The 18,418-nt window shown below is 38.2% G+C and carries 16 protein-coding genes; 9 read left to right on the top strand and 7 right to left on the bottom strand.

Features of this window, described 5'->3' with window-relative positions; translation table 11 throughout:
* Positions 1–30: 30 nt before the first annotated feature.
* Positions 31–378: an ArsC/Spx/MgsR family protein gene (locus LC814_RS03550; RefSeq protein ID WP_226064983.1), complete on the top strand. Its 348-nt coding sequence runs from the start codon at positions 31–33 to the stop codon at positions 376–378.
* On the opposite strand, the gene LC814_RS03545 is transcribed toward LC814_RS03550, so the two are convergent.
* From LC814_RS03545 to LC814_RS03535, 3 genes are all read right to left on the bottom strand, one after another.
* Complete coding sequence (locus LC814_RS03545; protein ID WP_226064982.1) at positions 379–1,272, bottom strand: TIGR01777 family oxidoreductase; 894 nt, start codon at positions 1,270–1,272, stop codon at positions 379–381.
* Positions 1,273–1,279: 7 nt separating this feature from the next.
* A complete protein-coding gene (locus LC814_RS03540) occupies positions 1,280–1,585 on the bottom strand; it encodes a DUF493 domain-containing protein (protein WP_226064981.1) in 306 nt (101 codons plus the stop codon).
* 73 nt (positions 1,586–1,658) lie between these two features.
* Positions 1,659–2,339 (bottom strand): DUF4197 family protein, encoded by a 681-nt coding sequence (locus tag LC814_RS03535; protein ID WP_226064980.1) that lies wholly within the window; start codon positions 2,337–2,339, stop codon positions 1,659–1,661.
* Positions 2,340–2,527: 188 nt separating this feature from the next.
* On the opposite strand from LC814_RS03535, the gene LC814_RS03530 reads away from it, so the two are divergent.
* The 8 genes from LC814_RS03530 to LC814_RS03495 all read left to right on the top strand — a co-directional run bounded on the left by LC814_RS03530 (position 2,528) and on the right by LC814_RS03495 (position 15,241).
* Positions 2,528–5,353 (top strand): SusC/RagA family TonB-linked outer membrane protein, encoded by a 2,826-nt coding sequence (locus LC814_RS03530; protein WP_226064979.1) that lies wholly within the window; start codon positions 2,528–2,530, stop codon positions 5,351–5,353.
* Between the two features lie 11 nt (positions 5,354–5,364).
* Positions 5,365–6,843, top strand: a complete 1,479-nt coding sequence (locus tag LC814_RS03525) for a RagB/SusD family nutrient uptake outer membrane protein (protein WP_226064978.1) — start codon at positions 5,365–5,367, stop codon at positions 6,841–6,843.
* A gap of 11 nt (positions 6,844–6,854) precedes the next feature.
* Positions 6,855–7,697: a LamG domain-containing protein gene (locus LC814_RS03520; protein ID WP_226064977.1), complete on the top strand. Its 843-nt coding sequence runs from the start codon at positions 6,855–6,857 to the stop codon at positions 7,695–7,697.
* On the top strand, positions 7,698–9,092 hold the full coding sequence (locus tag LC814_RS03515; RefSeq protein WP_226064976.1) for a glucoamylase family protein: 1,395 nt from the start codon (positions 7,698–7,700) through the stop codon (positions 9,090–9,092).
* An 81-nt stretch (positions 9,093–9,173) separates the two neighbouring features.
* Positions 9,174–10,529: a glucoamylase family protein gene (locus LC814_RS03510; protein WP_226064975.1), complete on the top strand. Its 1,356-nt coding sequence runs from the start codon at positions 9,174–9,176 to the stop codon at positions 10,527–10,529.
* A 68-nt stretch (positions 10,530–10,597) separates the two neighbouring features.
* Positions 10,598–11,284, top strand: coding sequence for a carboxylesterase family protein (locus tag LC814_RS03505; RefSeq protein WP_226064974.1), 687 nt, complete (start codon positions 10,598–10,600; stop codon positions 11,282–11,284).
* A gap of 11 nt (positions 11,285–11,295) precedes the next feature.
* Complete coding sequence (gene bglX / locus LC814_RS03500) at positions 11,296–13,623, top strand: beta-glucosidase BglX (RefSeq protein WP_226064973.1); 2,328 nt, start codon at positions 11,296–11,298, stop codon at positions 13,621–13,623.
* Positions 13,624–13,720: 97 nt separating this feature from the next.
* The gene (locus tag LC814_RS03495; RefSeq protein ID WP_226064972.1) at positions 13,721–15,241 is read left to right on the top strand and encodes an FMN-binding glutamate synthase family protein; all 1,521 of its coding nucleotides are present in this window, start codon (positions 13,721–13,723) and stop codon (positions 15,239–15,241) included.
* Between the two features lie 257 nt (positions 15,242–15,498).
* Here the strand turns inward: LC814_RS03495 and rplI are convergent, their stop codons facing one another.
* The 4 genes from rplI to LC814_RS03475 form a co-directional block, all read right to left on the bottom strand.
* The gene (gene rplI / locus LC814_RS03490; RefSeq protein WP_226064971.1) at positions 15,499–16,026 is read right to left on the bottom strand and encodes a 50S ribosomal protein L9; all 528 of its coding nucleotides are present in this window, start codon (positions 16,024–16,026) and stop codon (positions 15,499–15,501) included.
* A 96-nt stretch (positions 16,027–16,122) separates the two neighbouring features.
* Complete coding sequence (gene rpsR, locus LC814_RS03485; RefSeq protein ID WP_226064970.1) at positions 16,123–16,425, bottom strand: 30S ribosomal protein S18; 303 nt, start codon at positions 16,423–16,425, stop codon at positions 16,123–16,125.
* A 24-nt stretch (positions 16,426–16,449) separates the two neighbouring features.
* Positions 16,450–16,791, bottom strand: coding sequence for a 30S ribosomal protein S6 (gene rpsF / locus LC814_RS03480; protein ID WP_226064969.1), 342 nt, complete (start codon positions 16,789–16,791; stop codon positions 16,450–16,452).
* Positions 16,792–17,020: 229 nt separating this feature from the next.
* Entirely contained in the window at positions 17,021–18,367 is a 1,347-nt protein-coding gene (locus LC814_RS03475; protein WP_226064968.1) for a chloride channel protein, read from the bottom strand.
* Positions 18,368–18,418 lie beyond the last annotated feature (51 nt).

Raw genomic sequence — 18,418 nt, 5'->3', positions numbered from 1 at the left:
TAAAACTGTAATTTTTAAAAACTATTTACCATGGTTAAAATATTGTATAATCACGCCTGCTCCAAAAGCCGGGGAATCTTAGAATACCTAGACGAAAACGGTGTTCCATTCGAAATAATTGATTTTATTACGCACCCTTTAAGTGAATTAGAAATAAGAACTGTATTGAAAAAACTGCATATCGCTGCTAAAGATTTGATTCGTAAAAACGAAAAATTATTTACCGATAATTACAGTGATAAAAACTACAGCGAAGATGAATGGGTGCAGGTTTTAGTAGAAAATCCCTCACTTATTCAACGGCCGATTTTAATTAAAGATGCCGTTGCCATGATTGGAAGACCTGTAGAAGTGGCAAAACTTTTTATAGAATCTTAATCAGGTTAAATTCTTCAAAGCCTCTTTAAAATTAGAATATGTAAAATCAAATCCTGCAGATTTGATTTTTTTATTATCCGCTCGCGTTCCTTCTAAAATAATTGAACTCATCTCTCCCAGAAGTGCTTTCATTACAAAAGCTGGTGCATTTATCGGCAGAAAGTATTTATCTTTCATTTTTGCCAAAGTTTGCATGAAATTTTTATTGGTCGGAATATCGTCTGCGACAGCATTGTATTTTCCATTTAGATTTTTATTTTCCACTGCAAATATGTACATATTAACCATGTCCTCCAAATGAATCCAGTTCATCCATTGCTCACCAGTTCCTACTGCAGAGCCTATATTTAAATCTACCGTTTTTGCCAACAGGGGAAAGGCACCGCCAGTTTTAGCCAAAATCATTGCGGTTCTTAGACAAACAACTCTCTCAGAAATATCAGAAAAGTCCTCAGCGGCATTTTCCCAATCTTTGCATAATTGGGCCAAATAATCATTTTTCACAATTCCAGAATTTTCCTCCAGAATTTGGCTTGATATAAACGTTCCGTAATAATTAATTCCAGACGCAGAAATAAAAGATTTTAACTTTATTTCATTCTTCAGACAATATTTTTTGAGCAGTTTTGCAGTGTCTACACGGCTGCTGAACATTTCTTCTTTATAAGCTGGAGTCCATCTTTGGCTGATGGTCGCGCCTGCCAAATGAATGATGCATTCTAGATCGGTAAAAGCAGCGTCATCAATAAAACCTTCTGAAAGATTCCAATAAAATTCATCTTTATTTTCTGATTGCTTTCTGCTGAGGATTCGAACTTGGTGACCATTATTTCGAAGTTTTTCGGTTAGCGCTTCGCCTACTAATCCAGTTCCGCCAGTAATTAATATATTCATAATTTGATTAAAGCATCATTACGCCTTCTATTTTCCCCACTTCTTTGTAGAGGCTAATCACTTGATCGGAATCCATTACAAATGCATTAATACTGATGGACGTATACTTTCCATTTGAACTGTCTCGAGTTGACAAGGTAAATTTAACGTCATCAAAAACACGAAAAATTTCGGTATGTTTCGATTCATCGCTTATTACGATAAATTTAAAGAGATAATCTTCCGGAAAATTATGGGTGTGATCAAGTTTTTCTTTGAGAGAGGCGTAAAATTCTTCTGGATTTTTGTTGCCTTCGTTTTCTATAATATTCATTCGTTCTGATTTGAATTAAAATGATAAAACCCGGCCATGGACCGGATTTCAAATTTAGGTATAAAATTTTATATTATTTTACCGCACTGAGTGAATTCAAAATTTTAGCAGAATTCTGTTGTTCGTGATTTTCGATAATATTAAAAAGTCCGTTGACCATCTGTTGTGCTGCAAATTTGCTGATTCCACTGGTTACTACATTTGATGATTGTCCCCCAAAGATGCTTCCCAGAAGATTGGTTCCGGTTAAGGCAGAGTTCAGTGATTGCACGAGTCCGAACTCATTAAGTTTTGCATCTACTTTAGGAGCAATTGCCAACATGAGTTGATCGGACGTTTTTTCACGTAAAATTTGTGTAGCCACGCCGCTTCCGCCTTGTAAAATTCGGGTTGCATCTTCCGCAGTTAATGAATTAACGGCGTTCACCAAAATAGGTCTTGAAGTTTCTACAGTAAATGCCGCAGCTTGTGCGATATATTCTTTTTCCTTCTGAACAAGACTGTTTAATCCGAGTTTCTGTAAAGTATTGTTAAGATCCCGCAGTTGCGAAGGCAAAGCCGCATCAATTAGTTGATTAGATAAAAAGCTGTTTTTATCACTAAAGATTCCAAGTCCTTTTGTAATTCCACCAAGCAAGATTTGTTTTAAAACTGCGATTCCTACAGCAGACGTTGCTAAAGCAACACAGGATTGTGCAGTAGTTCCGATAGTTGCGACCGCCATAGTGGCAACCAATATTGTATTTCTTCTCATAACGATTTTATTTTGATTTATGGTGCAATGTCAAATAGTACGCCAAATAAATAGCGGTATATTTTTAATTTAACATAATTTATTAAATATTATACTATCCTTAACATTATAAATTTTTGTATAACTTTGAAAGAGTAAACTGTATTATGCGAGTAATACGAACCATTAAAAAAGATAAAACGTCGTATATGAAAAACAGAAATTTAAAGTTTCCCTGTTTGATCGCCGCCTTATACTTCGGTATTAATGTGAGTGGACAGGAAGCTCGAAAAGACACCGCAGTCAAAGAGCAAAAGATTGAAGAAGTGGTGATGATTGGGTATGGTAGTGCCAAGAAGAGAGATCTTACTGGATCGATTACTCGTGTGAGTGGGGAAGAGGTTAATGATAAACCTGCCTCAAATCCTGTAAATTCCTTACAGGGAAAGGTCGCTGGACTTTCGGTGGTGAATTCTGGGCAACCTGGTTCGCAGGCCGATGTTAGAATTAGAGGAACTGTAACCATCAACCAAACGCAGCCTGTTTATATTGTTGATGGAGTATTTGCCAATAATATCGATTTCCTAAATCCCTCAGATATCGAGTCGATGGAAATTTTAAAAGATCCATCATCTTTGGCAATTTTCGGGAACCGGGGAGCAAACGGTGCGATTATCGTTACGACGAAAAGAGCCAAGTCCGGAAGAACTTCCGTGAGTTTAAGCTCTTCTATTGGTGTGAAATCATTTGACAACAGACCAGATTTAACAAATGCCGAGCAGTTTAGAACTTTATATAATGAAGATTTAATGGCGCAGGGACTTCCAGCGTATGATAAGTTTAATATTTTCAATGCAGACACCAATTGGATTGATGTGATCCGGAAAAAGGGAGCCATCATTAATCAACATAATGTGACCATTTCCAATGGAAGTGATAAGAACAGAGTGAGTTTCTCTTTTGGTTATCAAATGGAAGAAGGGTCTATAAAATACGAGAACTATGATCGTATGACTATGAAATTTAATGATGACCTGAAAATCACGAGTAATCTACGTGCTGGTTTTGGCATCACAGGATCGTACGCGAAGTTACCTCAGCTCAGAGGTTTCGGTGGTGCCCTTAATGCAACGCCTGTTGTTGCACCGATTAATATGATTCCCGGCCAATATGAAGGATTATTTAATTCCTTGCCACAAGAAATTGGGGCAGCACAAATTGGAAATCCGTTGGCTTTAGTAGAAGGTCATAAATATACGCAGTTGAACAAAGATTTTCAGTTTAACCCAAATGCGTACTTCGAATTTGATTTTTTTGATCATTTTACCTTCCGTTCTAATTACTTTGTAAATTACAGAAATGGTACAGGTCGAGGTTACGAACCAATTTTTAATGTTTTTATACCAGAAACCAATTCAATATCGTTGTATTCAGGTAGAGCATTAACATCGGTCAATCAGTTTGAAAATCGAGATTTAAGTTTCCAGCAAAACCAGTTATTAACTTATAAAAATAAATTTGGTGATCATGATTTAACGGTGATGGGTGGATTTGAAACTACAAGTAGAGAAACAAGTTCGCTTTCTGCAAATGCGAGAGGAAGTCTTTCTAATCCTTTAGGGCAAATTCCATATAACAAAAGATTTTGGTATTTAAACAGTGATTTTGTGGATTCCAGCACGAAGAGTGTCGGAAGTGGACAAAGTAAAAATAGAAACGTTTCTTATTTCGGACGTATTCTCTACAACTTCCAGAATAAGTATATGATTAATGCATCGTTGAGAAATGATGGTTCATCGGCACTCGCTTCTGGAAATAGATTTGATACTTTTTGGTCTGTAGGAGCAGCGTGGGAATTAACTAAAGAGGAATTTATGAAAGACATATCTTTCCTTAATTATTTTAAATTAAAGGGTTCTTATGGTGATTTAGGAAATCAGTATACGCCGTATAATTATTTTGGATATCCTATTTATGTAGAGGGTGGAACAGGAGTTTTCAACGGAAATCTTTACCCCGCCTTTATCAAGCAGTTTGAAGAAGCTGACGATCTAAGTTGGGAACACTTAAAATCTTACGAAGTAGGTTTTGAATCGATGATGCTGAATCGAAGACTTTCTTTTGATGCAACTTATTATAATAAAAAGACGGAGGATTTGTTAAACTTTGTTGATGGAAATCCTGATTATTTCTTGAATGCAGGTTCTATTGAAGCAAAAGGTTTTGAATTTACCGCGGGATGGAAAGACCGTATTAAAGACAATTTCACTTATTATATTAATGGGAATCTTTCGACGACGAAAACTCAGGTTCTAAGTACTTTAAATGAAGGATATATCGGCTATTACGGATCGTCAATTTACAAAGAAGGTTTGCCAATTGGCGCGTTTTATGGCTATGAAGTAGAAGGTATTTATCAGTCTTATGCTGATATCTTAGCACATCCAGCTTCTACGATTGGTGATGTGGCGCCAGGAGATTTTAAATATAGAGATCTAAATGGAGATGGAAAAATTTCTGCAGATGACCGAACAATGCTGGGCGATCCAACTCCAGATTTTACGTATGGTTTTAGCTTAGGAGGTGATTATAAAGGAATCTCATTAAGCGCTGATTTCTACGGTGTTTATGGGAATGAAGTCTATAGAAGTTGGGGTAACGGAAGTTCCTTCGCACCATTTAATTACCGCGAGGAAAGAATGGATCGATGGACAGGCGCCGGAACATCAAACTGGGAACCAAGAAGTTATTCAGGTTCTGGTTACAACCAATTGCCTTCATCATACATGATTGAAGATGGCAGTTTCTTTAGAATTAGAAATGTACAGTTAGGATATAACTTTAACAAAGATCTATTGTCAAATTTTAAATTACAGGCCCTTCGATTCTACGTTAATGTTCAGAATCTAAAAACTTGGGATCATGTAAACAGTTTCACACCAGAATTTGGAGGATCTGCTATTCAGTTTGGATATAATAACAGTGGTTATCCAAACCCAAGAATCACCAGTTTCGGTATTAATGCAACTTTTTAAAAATTAAAAAAATGAATTATAAAATATTTAAAAATATAATGCTGACAGGAGTTCTTTCTGCCGCAGCGCTTTCTTTCCAAAGTTGTGGAGACGATTGGTTAGATTTAAAACCCGAAGGCAGACCGGTTGGAGATGAAGTTACCATAGGTGGTTTTGAAGCGCAGGCTTTTGGATTGTACGCAAGTTTACGGGATCAAAGTGGAATCAGCGACTTTACCTACGTTTGGACGCATCAAATTCGAGCGGACGACAATGAGAAAGGAAGTACAGCTTCTGATGCCGCGACTGATGGTAATGTATTCAATAATTTTGCATACAGCGCCTCTAATGGTCATATCAAAAATAACTGGAATGGTCATTATAAAATCATTTATGATGCAAATGAACTTATAAACGCAGCAGCTGCGACAGGCGATACTTCTGTGGGGACAGGAATTAATGTTGCAGAAGCTAAAGTAATTAGAGCATTCTGTTATTTCGAATTGCGAAGAGATTATGGAGAAGTGCCCATCAATCTAAAAACCATCGATGTTCCTAAAGATGAGATCGCTCCTAAAAATAAAGTAGCTGAGGTTGATGCTCAAATTATCAAAGATTTAACTGAAGCAAAAGATGTTCTGCCAACCCAATGGGCGAGTGCTTATCTCGGTCGGGCGACTTCTGGCCTCGCAAATACACTTCTTGCAAAATTATATTTGTATCAGAAAGACTGGTCAAAATCTTTACAGGCTGCTGAAGTTGTGATCAATTCAAATGCTTACAGTCTTAATGCATCCTACGATACTGAATTTACAAAAGACGGTAATAACTCCAGAGAGTCAATCTTAGAAGTTCAAAAAACCTACGATTATCCTACAAAATACACCAATAACTTTTATGAATCGCAAGGGGTGCGAGGTTCTGGTGAATGGGATTTAGGTTGGGGATTTAATGTACCTTCAACTGGTTTAGTAGCTGCTTATGAAGAGGGTGATTTGCGTAAAAAAACCACAATTTTAACTTCTGGTGGACCAGATATTTATAATACTCCAGGTTTAATTCTGCCCGATTCGCCGCCTTTAGCTCAAAAATATTGGAACGGTAAAGCTTATACCAGACCTTCGGAAAGACAACAATATGCAACCGGTAAAAATTACTGGGAAAATATTAAAATTATCCGCTATGCTGACGTTTTGCTGATCGCTGCCGAAGCCGCAAATGAACTTGGACAAAGTGCAAACGCAGCAATGTATCTCAATAAAGTGAGAAATAGAGCAGGTTTGCCCAACACCACGGCTGCAGACATGATGAGCATGCGTGAGGCAATTAAACAAGAAAGAAGAGTAGAATTCGGAATGGAGTTTGAACGTTTTTACGACCTCGTTCGTTGGGGAGATGCGACCACAGTTTTAGCACCATTCGGATATACCGATCGCAATAAGTATTTCCCTATTCCACAAGATGCGATTGATAAATCGCAGGGTGTACTTATTCAAAATCCTAACTATTAATGATCATCAAGATGAAAAATAAAATAATCAAAGTTTTAGGTTTATGCAGTTTGGCATTTCTGGCCTTTTCCTGCCAAAATTTAGACCGCCCAGAAATGGGTGAGTATCCAAAAGATGCAGGTGAACCGGGCGGACCGCTGAAGTTCTATGTAGCTTTCGACGGTGCAACAGATAATAAGCTGATGAATGCCGTAGACAGTGTTAAAGCAAAGTTCCCAACTGATAATCCATTAAAACCCATGGACGGAATCTCTGGAAAAGCCGTTAAAGGAGAAAAATATAAATATGTAAAATACAGCAGCGCAAATGATTTTGCACAAACTGCCGGGAGTTTTACCGTTTCTGTTTGGGCTCAAAAAGGGAACTTAGAAACCGATCATATTTTCAGTATGCCCGCCGCGAGTGGCTATCACTGGTCCGGAGGATCTATGTTTTTATTAACTGAAGGTTCACCCGAAAGTCCGGTCGTTAAGTTTTTTGTGAAAGACAAAACAGACGAAAAATGGTTTGAATGGGTAGGAGATAACAGTCCGAAAGGCATTTACGATAATAAGTGGCACCATTTGGCATTCGTATACGATGGTGGAACATCGAAAATGACGATGTATGTTGATGGTCAGGCGAAAGCTTTCGTGCCGGAATGGACGAACCACGGAAATGTTGTTCTTGAACCGAGTAAAATCGTAGGATTGAAAATTGGCGCTGGACCTCAGGAATTTTCTGCGGGCGAAATTAGCGATGGCGCTTCAGATTGGTTGAAAAATTCTTGGACGGGCGGAATCGACCAGTTTAGAATGTACTCAAAACCACTATCAGCAGCAGAAGTTCAAAATTTGTATACCAAGAAAAGATAAATGAATTTTTATAAAATAAATTTCTTTATAACAACTGCCATAGTCTTAAGCTGTGGCAGTTGTTCTAGTGGAGAACGCGTGCCCGATCCAGTAAAGCCACCGGTTATCGATCCACCTAAAGTGACTACCTATACCGATCCAGAGATTCTTAATATGGTACAGAAAGACGTTACAAAATATTTTTGGGATTTTGCCGAAGTAAATTCCAAATTAGCCCGGGAACGCTACCACACCGATAATCCTGGTGCAGATGCTGCGGTTATCACGACAGGCGGTTCGGGATTTGGTATGATGACTTTATTGGTTGCCATAAAAAACGGATATGTTTCCCGTCCGGAAGCAGTATCGAGATTAAAAACTTCACTTACCTTTTTGCAAAATGCTGAGCGTTTTCACGGCGCCTGGCCACATTGGATTAATGGAACCAATGGTAAAGTTATTCCTTTTGGAACCATGGATAATGGTGGTGATCTCGTAGAAACAGCTTTCCTGGCACAAGGTTTAATTTGTGTTCGGGAATATTTTAAAAATTCAACAGATCCGCAGGAAATCGCATTAAGCACACAAGCTGATAATTTATGGAAAGGGGTAGAATGGAACTGGTATGCACAAGGTCAAAACGTCTTGTACTGGCATTGGTCTCCCAACTATGACTTCCAAATGAATTTACCGGTGCGAGGATATGATGAAACGTTGCTTACATACGTTTTAGCATCCGCTTCTCCTAATTATACAATTTCTAAATCCGTATATCAGGAGGGTTGGGCCCGCAACGGGAGCATAAAAACATCTGCTTCCAAATATGGTATTCCTTTAATCGTAAATCACAATGGTGCCAATGGAACTGTAGGTCCCATGTTCTTCTCTCATTATTCATTCTTAGGACTAGATCCGCGCGGACTTACCGATGAATATGTAAATTATGGAGAAGCAACGACCAATCATGCGAAAATCATGCATCAGTATGCGGTGGAAAATCCAAAAAACTGGAAGGGCTACAGTACTAAAAATTGGGGATTGACGGCGAGTTACACGAGAAATGGCGATGGCACTACGGGATATTCTGCTCATCAGCCTAATAATGATTTAGGAGTAATCTCTCCTACGGCAGCAATATCAAGTCTTCCCTACACTCCAGAAGAAAGCATGAGTTACCTGCGATTTTTATACAATGAAACCAATCTGAAATATATTGGTGTTGCCGGACCATATGATGCATACTCGATTCATTATGACTGGTTAACGCCGAGATATTTGGCAATTGATCAGGGTACGATGTCACCGATGATTGAAAATCATAAATCTGCATTTCTCTGGAATTTATTTATGAATGCTCCAGATGTAAAAAACGGTTTACTGAAGTTGGGCTTTCATTCATCAAAGCACGGATTTTAATTTAAATGAATTTGTGCATTAAGTTGGAATTTCAGGTCAATATATAAATCGTATTTTTATCCTTAAAACTAATAAACTTCTATGAGGAAAATTGTGATCACGTGTTCAACCTTTTTACTACTAACTTCGTGTGAAAGTAAAAAACCTTTAATTTCAGATCACTTATCTGATGAACAATTGATGTCTCAAGTTCAGAAAGATGTTTTGAAATATTTTTGGGAGTATGCCGAGCCGAATTCATTATTAGCTCGCGAGCGTTATCATGAGGATAATGTTTATCCGCAGCATGACAAACACGTTATTACAACCGGCGGTTCCGGATTCGGACTCATGACAATTTTGGTAGGTGTGGAGCGTAATTTTATTCCCCGGCAGGAAGCGGTACAAAGATTAGGTGTAATGGCCGATTTTCTCGAAAAAGCCGACCGACATCACGGTGCCTGGTCACATTGGATTAATGGAGAAACGGGAAAAACAGTTCCTTTCGGTAAAAAAGACAATGGTGGAGACTTGGTAGAAACTGCGTTTTTGGTTCAGGGAATGATTGCAGTCCGAGAATATTTCAAGAATGGCAACGAAGAAGAGCGGAATCTTGCGCAAAAAATGGATCATCTCTGGAAAGGTGTTGAGTGGAACTGGTACACAAAAGGAGGCGAAAAAACCCTTTACTGGCATTGGTCACCAACCTACGGCTGGGATATGAATTTCCCTCTTAAAGGATATGACGAAACTTTGATCACCTATATTTTAGCAGCTTCTTCACCCTCATATCCTATTGATGCAGAAACGTATTATAAAGGTTGGGCTAGAAATGGCACCATCAAAACAGATCATTCAAAATACGATTTGCCACTTTACGTAAAACATAACGGCTCCGAAGAATATGGTGGTCCGCTTTTTTGGGCTCAATATTCCTATCTCGGCCTAGATCCAACGGGTTTATCAGATCGGAATATCAATAATTATTTTGATGTTAATAGAAATCACGTAATGATTGATTACCAATATTGTGTTGAAAATCCGAAAAAGTATAAAGGATATGGATCAAATTATTGGGGACTTTCTGCCGGCTACACCAGAAATAAAGATGGTTCTGTTGGTTACACAGCACATTCTCCAACGAACGACCAGGGCGTAATAAATCCCACTGCGGCCTTAAGTAGTTTTCCGTATTCACCGAAAGAATCGATGAATTTTTTACGATTTATATATACTGAGAAACCATCATTTATAGGTTCTGCAGGTCCGTATGATGCCACTTCTATTAATTATGGAGACTGGTTTACCCCGAGATATCTTGCAATTGACCAAGGAACCATTTCACCTATGATAGAAAATTATAGAACGGGCTTCATCTGGAAATTATTTATGAAGGCGCCGGAAATTAAAGCAGGTTTGAAAAAACTCGATTTTAAATCAACTAAATACTCGTTGTAAATGAAATCCTCACTTAAGTATAATTAAAGATTAAAGTTATGCCTACAACCTATAAAACTCTTTTTTGTATGTTTTTATTGACAACTTTCTCCGTTGCTGCTCAGGAAATGAAAAATGAGATGAGAAAAGAGGTAAAGAAAATGCAGCAGATTTCTTACATTTTAGATTATCCGAAAGATGTAAAAGGGAAAGTTCCTTTAATGGTCTTCCTCCATGGTTCTGGCGAGCGCGGAGATAATTTGGAGCTGGTAAAAGCGCACAGTCCTTTTACCTATAAAAATTTATTTCCCGAACCTGTTGCGATCTTAGCTCCTCAAACGCCGAAAGATTTATGGTGGGATACCGAAGCAGTGTATTATTTAATTAAAGATATCCAACAGAAATACAATATTGACGATTCCAGAATTATGTTAACAGGCCTTTCAATGGGCGGGTGGGGAACACTGAAATTAGCGATGGAACATCCTGAACTATTTTCGGCAGTTGTTGCGGTTTGCGCGCCAGTGGATCGATTGATGAAAGTTCGGGCTTCCCAATACAAAGATTTACCCATGAAAATTTTCCATGGTGGGAATGATGATATCGTGTCACCCATAAACTCTATTGAAATTTATCAGGAAATAAAGAAATTCAATAAAAATGTTGAATTGACGATTTTCCCAGATGACAATCATAATTCATGGGATTCTACCTATTCAAATCCGAAGTTGTATGAATGGATGCTGGCACAAAAGAAAAATACAGTTAAGAATTAAAAGTAGTTATAATGAAGAAAATAATATTAATTGCAACCCTGGCTCTTTCGCCATTGTTTTTAGCGCAGGAAATGGTTATGAAGCCTGTACAATCTTATCAAACTGCACAATATAAGGCTGATAAAAAAATATTTATCGATAATCTATTAGCAAAGATGACGGTTGAGGAAAAAATCGGCCAGTTAAATTTACCAAGTGCGGGAGATTTTACAACAGGTCAGGCACAAAATTCCAATATCGGTAAAAAGATAGAAGATGGTTTGGTCGGTGGCCTTTTCAATATTAAAGGTGCTGAAAAAATAAAAGCCGTACAAAAAGTTGCGGTGGAGAAAAGCCGTTTAAAAATTCCACTCATTTTCGGAATGGATGTTATCCACGGATATGAAACCAATTTCCCAATTCCTTTGGGTTTAGCGGCATCTTGGGATATGGATTTAATTCAGCAATCCGCACGGGTCGCCGCAAGAGAAGCAACTTCCGATGGAATTTCCTGGACATTTTCACCAATGACCGATATTTCTCGCGAACCTCGATGGGGTCGAGTTTCCGAAGGTTCTGGTGAAGATCCTTACTTGGGAAGTGAAATTGCAAAAGCAATGGTGTACGGCTATCAGGGAAAAGATCTTTCTTTAGCCAATACCATGATGGCCTGTGTAAAACATTTTGCACTCTATGGCGCTGGGGAAGCAGGTCGGGATTACAATACCGTGGATATGAGCCGACTGAGGATGTTTAATGAGTATTTTCCCCCTTATAAAGCGGCTGTAGATGCAGGAGTTGGTTCCGTGATGGCTTCCTTTAATGAAGTTGACGGAATCCCCGCTACTGGAAATAAATGGCTACAAACCGATGTTTTACGGAAAATGTGGGGCTTTAACGGCTTTGTAGTCAGCGACTATACTGGGATCAATGAAATGATTGATCACGGTATGGGCGATTTGCAGCAAGTTTCAGCACTCGCCTTAAAAGCGGGCGTTGATATGGATATGGTGGGAGAAGGTTTTCTAAAAACTTTAAAAACGTCATTGCAGGAAGGTAAGGTGTCGCAAGGGGAAATAGATCAAGCTGCAAGAAGAATTTTGGAAGCCAAATATGATTTGGGACTTTTTGAAAATCCATATAAGTATGGGGATGTTACGCTCGCCTCAAAAGAAGTGTACAGTGCAGAAAATAGAAAAATTGCAAGAAACGCCGCCGCACAGTCTATGGTTTTAATGAAAAACGATCATAAAGTTTTACCCTTGAAAAAAACAGGAACGGTAGCTGTTATTGGACCATTGGTTAATAATGCATTGAACATGGCGGGAACCTGGAGTGTTGGTGCAAAACATGCCAATTCGGTTTCATTACTAAAAGGCCTGCAGGATAATTTTGGTAAAGAGGTTAAATTTCTTTCAGCTAAAGGTTCAAACATTGATTACAGCGAAAAACTCGAGAATATTTATGCTGCGCACGGCAAACTAACAGACAGAGATTCGCGTTCCAAAGAAGAGCTTTTGAAAGAAGCAGTGTCGATTGCCAACAAAGCAGATGTGATTGTTCTGGCCATTGGCGAATCTGCTGAAATGAGCGGTGAATCATCATCCAGAACAGAAATCGATATTCCCGCATCTCAAATTGATTTGCTCAATGAATTGAAAAAAACCGGGAAACCTATTGCAGTTGTTTTGTTTACGGGAAGACCGCTGGCCTTGTCAAATATGAAGGACACACCGGATGCCATTTTAAATGTTTGGTTTTCGGGAACAGAAGCAGGAAATGCAATTTCCGATGTCTTATTTGGGAAAGTTAATCCTTCCGGAAAATTGCCGATGACGTTTCCTCGCAGTTTAGGTCAGGTTCCTTTATATTACAATCACAAAAATACAGGTCGTCCTTTAAGTGCCGAAAAAACTGAAAAGTGCGAGTACGAAAGGTTCCGCTCTAATTTTATGGATGAGTGTAACACACCGCTTTATCCCTTTGGTTTTGGATTAAGTTATACCAATTTCAAATATTCAGATATTTCAATTTCTAATTTAAATCCGAAAGGAAATTCAACCATTCAGGCCTCAGTTACCCTAACGAATACTGGAGATTATGATGGCGCTGAGGTTGTTCAGTTATACATTCGGGATTTGGTTGGCAGTATCACAAGACCAGTGAAGGAACTAAAAGGGTTTCAAAAGGTTTTTCTGAAGAAAGGAGAGCATAAAAAAGTGACCTTTTCCATTTCACCAGAAGATTTAAAATTTTATGATAATTCTCTGAAATTTGATTGGGAAGCCGGTGAATTTCAAGTTATGATTGGAACAGATTCTGAACAAGTTCAGCGTGCTAAAATCAATTGGATTAAATAATTACAATATTTGACTTAAAAACCGCTTTCCCACCAAAGTGGTTTTTTTAGTCGGTTTATTATTGGTAATTTTGCGCGTAAATAAAAAATAATTTATAATGAGAGACAAATTCATTAAATGGGGAATTATAATTCTGGTGATCATTTGGGCAATTTCCCTTTTAATCAAATCCCATTACTGGATTCCTATTTTGCTTACCTTCATATACATTTTAGGATTGTACAATGCTTTCCAAACGAAACATGCCATTCTAAGAAACTTCCCGGTGGTGGGATATTTTCGATATATTTTTGAAGGAATTTCTCCGGAAATGCAGCAATATTTTATTGAAAGAGAAACCGATGGGAAACCATTCCCTCGTAATGAGCGTTCTTCTGCATATCGCCGAGCTAAAAATTTAAGCGATACTGTACCATTTGGAACTCAGCTGGAAATTAACAATAGAAAGTATGAAGGAATAAAGCATTCCATTTACGCAAAATCACCGGCGGAGGAGTTGCCTACCGTTTTGTTGGGTGGTGTTGATTGTAAACAAAAATATAAAGCTTCACTTTTTAATATTTCCGCAATGAGTTTCGGTTCACTAAGTGACCGTGCTCAAATATCATTAAACCGCGGTGCCAAAAAAGGTGGATTTTTTCACAATACTGGAGAAGGTGGAATTTCACCCTACCACTTGGAAGGTGGTGATTTGTGCTGGCAGATTGGAACTGGATATTTTGGATGTAGAGATGATCATGGAAACTTTTCACCTGAAATTTTCAAGAAAAATGTTTCCTTACCCAGTGTAAAATTAATCGAGATTAAAATTTCACAAGGTGCAAAACCAGGTCATGGTGGAGTTTTACCAGGATCCAAAAATACGCCAGAAATTGCAGCCATCAGACACGTACAACCAGGAATGACTATTATTTCGCCACCCTCGCACTCTTCATTTTCTGACGCGACAGGATTGTTACATTTTGTGAAACAATTGCGTGACTTGTCGGACGGTAAACCTGTAGGATTTAAATTGTGTATTGGTGATACAAAAGAATTTGAAGATATCTGTGTTCAGATGAACGTTCTCAAGATCTATCCGGATTTTATTACAGTTGATGGGGCAGAAGGAGGAACTGGTGCGGCGCCACCTGAATTTTCTGATGGAGTAGGTATGCCTTTGGAACCTGCTTTGATTTTCGTTAATAGAACACTTACCAATTTCAACTTACGGGATAAACTGAAAATAATTGCAAGTGGTAAGGTATTAACTTCACTCGATATTTTAAGAGCCGTGGCAATGGGCGCTGATATGTGTAATAACGCTCGAGGATTTATGTTCGCGTTGGGTTGTATTCAAGCTTTAAGATGTAATACCAACACGTGTCCGACTGGAGTTGCCACACAAGATAAAATGCTCATTAAAGGTCTTGATGTGACCGATAAAAGTGAAAGGGTTTATCACTTCCATAAGAATACGTTGCGTACCTGTAATGAATTGATTGCAGCAGCTGGCAGAACTTCCTACGAAGAAGTAGATGCAAGTATGTTTATGCGCGGCGACGAGTTTGAACATTTGGCTGATTATTATTTCCCGGATATTTTAGGAAATGTAAAAGCACCTTCAAATCGCTATTAAACCGGTTTAAAATAAAAATAAAACTCCAGAATACAATCTGGAGTTTTTTTGTGCGTATTTGTACTAGAAACTCAGTTAATGCTCACTTTGATAATAAAAGAAGCGGCGTGAATGGCCTATTATTAATGTTGATAAATATCCGACAAAAAATTTAGCAGTCACAAAACATGAGGTTTTTTGTACGTGTGATATCGTGTACAAAAAAATCCGGTATCAAATGATTGATACCGGATTTATTGCTTGAAAGTGTATTATTCTTATGCTTCTTCAGTCGGAGTTTCCTCTTCTTGCTTCGCTTTTGGTTTAGCAGGAGCTGGTTTAGCTTCTACAACCGGTGGCGCATCAGAAACAACATCGAATTCATAGTTATGCTCTACATTTCTGTGAAGTCTGATCAAGGCTGTGAATTTACCAGTTCTCTTGATGTTATTCCCAGGAATTTTGATGTATTTTTTATCAACTTGTACACCTGCTTTAGATAATTCGTCAGAAAGGTTTGCGTTGTTGATTGATCCAAACAATTTGTCACCTGAACCAACTTTGGTTGAAATGGTAATGTTTGTTTTTTTCAACTGATCTACTGTTGCGTTTGCAGCAGCAACCAATTTAGCTTCTTCTTCTTTTCTAGCTTCTAAAGTAGCAGCTAAGTCTGCTTTGTTTTTTGGTGTTGCCAATAAAGCAACGCCTTGAGGTAGCAAGAAATTTCTTGCGTAACCAGGTTTTACACTTACCGTGTCGAATTCAAGACCTAAGTTTTCTACGTCTTTTTTTAGGATAATGTCCATTGTTGTTGTCCTTTTTTATTTAGAAGTTAGATTTTAGAGGTTAGAAGTTAGCGAACCAACTGCCAACAACCAATAACCAACAACCAATGATTAATTTTATTTTAATAAATCGGCTACATAAGGCAACATTGCCAAGTGTCTAGCTCTTTTAATTGCTGCAGATACTTTTCTTTGGTATTTTAAAGAAGTTCCTGTATATCTTCTTGGTAAAATTTTACCTTGTTCGTTTACGAACTGAAGAAGGAAGTTAGGATCTTTGTAATCTACATGCTTGATACCGTATTTTTTAAATCTACAGTATTTTTTGTCAGATTTTGTGTTGATGTCTACCGGAGTTAAAAATCTTACTTCCGATTCACCACCTGCTGAGGCTTGTTTAGCCATATCATCTATTGCCATGATTCTTTTTTTTTGAGGGTTAAATTAAACTTTCGCAGTTCTTACTTTGGTTCTTCTTGTCACTGCATACTCGATTGCATGTTTGTCAAGTTTTGTAGTCAGGTAACGGATCACTCTCTCGTCACGTTTGTACATCAACTCTAAATCTGCAACCACTGTTCCTTCACCTTTGAATTCGATCAAAGTGTAGAATCCATTCTTTTTTAATTGAATTGGATAAGCTAATTTTTTCAGTCCCCAATTTTCTTTGGCAACGATTTCGCAATTGTTTGCTTTTAGTAAGTCTTCAAACTTTTTTACTGCTTCCTCCACCTGAGCATCAGATAGAACGGGAGTTAAAATGAAAACAGTTTCGTAATTGTTCATAATGTTAATTAAAATTGTTAATTATTTCGAGGTGCAAAAATAGGTCTTCTTTTCCTAACATGCAAGATACTGAACCAATTAAACAGGATTTCGCCCAAAATAAATTTAAAAATCCTGGAAATACAAAATGAAAGAAGTTTTAGCCCCGGTTGCAGCGGCATCCCTCGACTGGTCGGGGATATAGCGGAAAACGGGAATGCACTCTGAAGAAGCTAAAATTTGAAGCTGCTTATTCCTTCCGTAAATCTTTTAAATAACCATTTTTCAATTCGTCGTATAAGGAATGTTTGCTCACCATTAAAGAGAAAAGGGAGGAAATCATTGCGGCGAGCATCAGGTAGAATATTAAACTGTGACGGTCCGTCATTTCAAGAACAATAATTGAAGAAGTGAAGGGCGCCCGCGTAATTCCGGTTAAAAAAGCCACCATTCCTGTTAAGATGACGACATTGGTTTCATCGGGTGATAAACTAATCCAACCTGCGATAACAGATCCAATACTTGCTCCAGCCGATAATGCAGGTGCGAAAATTCCGCCCGCCCCGCCCGAAGTGAAGGACAACGCTGGACCCAACATTCTGAAAAGTGGCATATACCATTCTTCATTTTTATTATCGGTGAAAAGAACTCTTTGCATAATTCCTTTTCCGGATCCTAAAATCTCCTGATTTACGAAATAGGCAAGTGAAGCAATAATTAAAGCTGAAATAACGAGAAATATAATATTTGATTTATCGGTTTTCAACCTTTTTTTCCAGTTATTTACGCCAAGCATTATTCGGGAAAGCTGACTGGCGAAAATGCCTGAAATCCCTGAAACTAAAATAACCGGGAAAACAATCATCATCCCAATATCACTCGTTTTTGGGTAGCCCAGATACAGATAAGATCCTGCAAATGTTTGTGCAGTTAAACCCGCAATAATAACCGCCGTAAAAAGCGCCGTTTTAAAATAGTTGATGTGTGTTTTTGAAAGTTCTTCTACGGCAAATACGATTCCGCCCAAGGGTGTGTTAAATGCTGCAGAAAGTCCGGCGGCGGCGCCCGTCATAATCATATTTTTCTTGGAGATTTTGGGCCACCATTCTGGTAAAAGCTCATTGACCTTTCGAAATACGGAACCTGCAATTTGAATGGTTGGGCCTTCGCGCCCGACAGCTCCACCACCAATAACGAGTATGACAGATGATAAAACTTTTAGAATGAGAATTTTAAGGCTGAGAAGATGCGTTATTTTTCGGTGTTCTTTCGGGTTTGCTAGTTCTACCGCCGCCATCACCTGCGGGATTCCGCTGCCTTTTGCATATGGTGCAAACCGATTCACGAGCCACCACGATAATACAAATGCAGTTGGCGCAATGATAAAGATGAGCCAGCTGTGCCACGCCATAATGAAATGCATGAGATTTTCGCCCCACTGAAACATTTGCGCATAAATGACTGCGAAGATTCCCGTAATTACAGACCCGATCCAGAATGGAATCGCCTGTAACATGTTATGCTTTAGATTTTCGTTGTGAATATTATCAAAAGAATCTTTAATTTTTATTCTTATAAATTCAAATATTCTCCGCATGATGCAAAAATATCATTTTTAAAATAATTAGCCGACCGTTTAGGGGTGTAA

Source organism: Kaistella polysaccharea, assembly GCF_020410745.1.
Lineage (GTDB): Bacteria > Bacteroidota > Bacteroidia > Flavobacteriales > Weeksellaceae > Kaistella > Kaistella polysaccharea.
Note: the sequence above shows the minus strand (reverse complement) of the source record. Positions and strands in the feature narration are given on the sequence as shown.

Excerpts from the sequence above, each read along its gene's own strand:
- LC814_RS03540 (WP_226064981.1), bottom strand. The coding sequence starts at position 1,585 with ATGAATATTATAGAAAACGAAGGCAACAAAAATCCAGAAGAATTTTAC.
- LC814_RS03475 (WP_226064968.1), bottom strand. The coding sequence starts at position 18,367 with ATGCGGAGAATATTTGAATTTATAAGAATAAAAATTAAAGATTCTTTT.
- LC814_RS03510 (WP_226064975.1), top strand. The coding sequence starts at position 9,174 with ATGAGGAAAATTGTGATCACGTGTTCAACCTTTTTACTACTAACTTCG.
- bglX (WP_226064973.1), top strand. The coding sequence starts at position 11,296 with ATGAAGAAAATAATATTAATTGCAACCCTGGCTCTTTCGCCATTGTTT.
- LC814_RS03495 (WP_226064972.1), top strand. The coding sequence starts at position 13,721 with ATGAGAGACAAATTCATTAAATGGGGAATTATAATTCTGGTGATCATT.
- LC814_RS03535 (WP_226064980.1), bottom strand. The coding sequence starts at position 2,339 with ATGAGAAGAAATACAATATTGGTTGCCACTATGGCGGTCGCAACTATC.
- LC814_RS03550 (WP_226064983.1), top strand. The coding sequence starts at position 31 with ATGGTTAAAATATTGTATAATCACGCCTGCTCCAAAAGCCGGGGAATC.
- LC814_RS03525 (WP_226064978.1), top strand. The coding sequence starts at position 5,365 with ATGAATTATAAAATATTTAAAAATATAATGCTGACAGGAGTTCTTTCT.
- LC814_RS03505 (WP_226064974.1), top strand. The coding sequence starts at position 10,598 with ATGTTTTTATTGACAACTTTCTCCGTTGCTGCTCAGGAAATGAAAAAT.
- rpsF (WP_226064969.1), bottom strand. The coding sequence starts at position 16,791 with ATGAACAATTACGAAACTGTTTTCATTTTAACTCCCGTTCTATCTGAT.
- LC814_RS03530 (WP_226064979.1), top strand. The coding sequence starts at position 2,528 with ATGAAAAACAGAAATTTAAAGTTTCCCTGTTTGATCGCCGCCTTATAC.
- LC814_RS03520 (WP_226064977.1), top strand. The coding sequence starts at position 6,855 with ATGAAAAATAAAATAATCAAAGTTTTAGGTTTATGCAGTTTGGCATTT.
- LC814_RS03515 (WP_226064976.1), top strand. The coding sequence starts at position 7,698 with ATGAATTTTTATAAAATAAATTTCTTTATAACAACTGCCATAGTCTTA.
- LC814_RS03545 (WP_226064982.1), bottom strand. The coding sequence starts at position 1,272 with ATGAATATATTAATTACTGGCGGAACTGGATTAGTAGGCGAAGCGCTA.
- rplI (WP_226064971.1), bottom strand. The coding sequence starts at position 16,026 with ATGGACATTATCCTAAAAAAAGACGTAGAAAACTTAGGTCTTGAATTC.
- rpsR (WP_226064970.1), bottom strand. The coding sequence starts at position 16,425 with ATGGCAATAGATGATATGGCTAAACAAGCCTCAGCAGGTGGTGAATCG.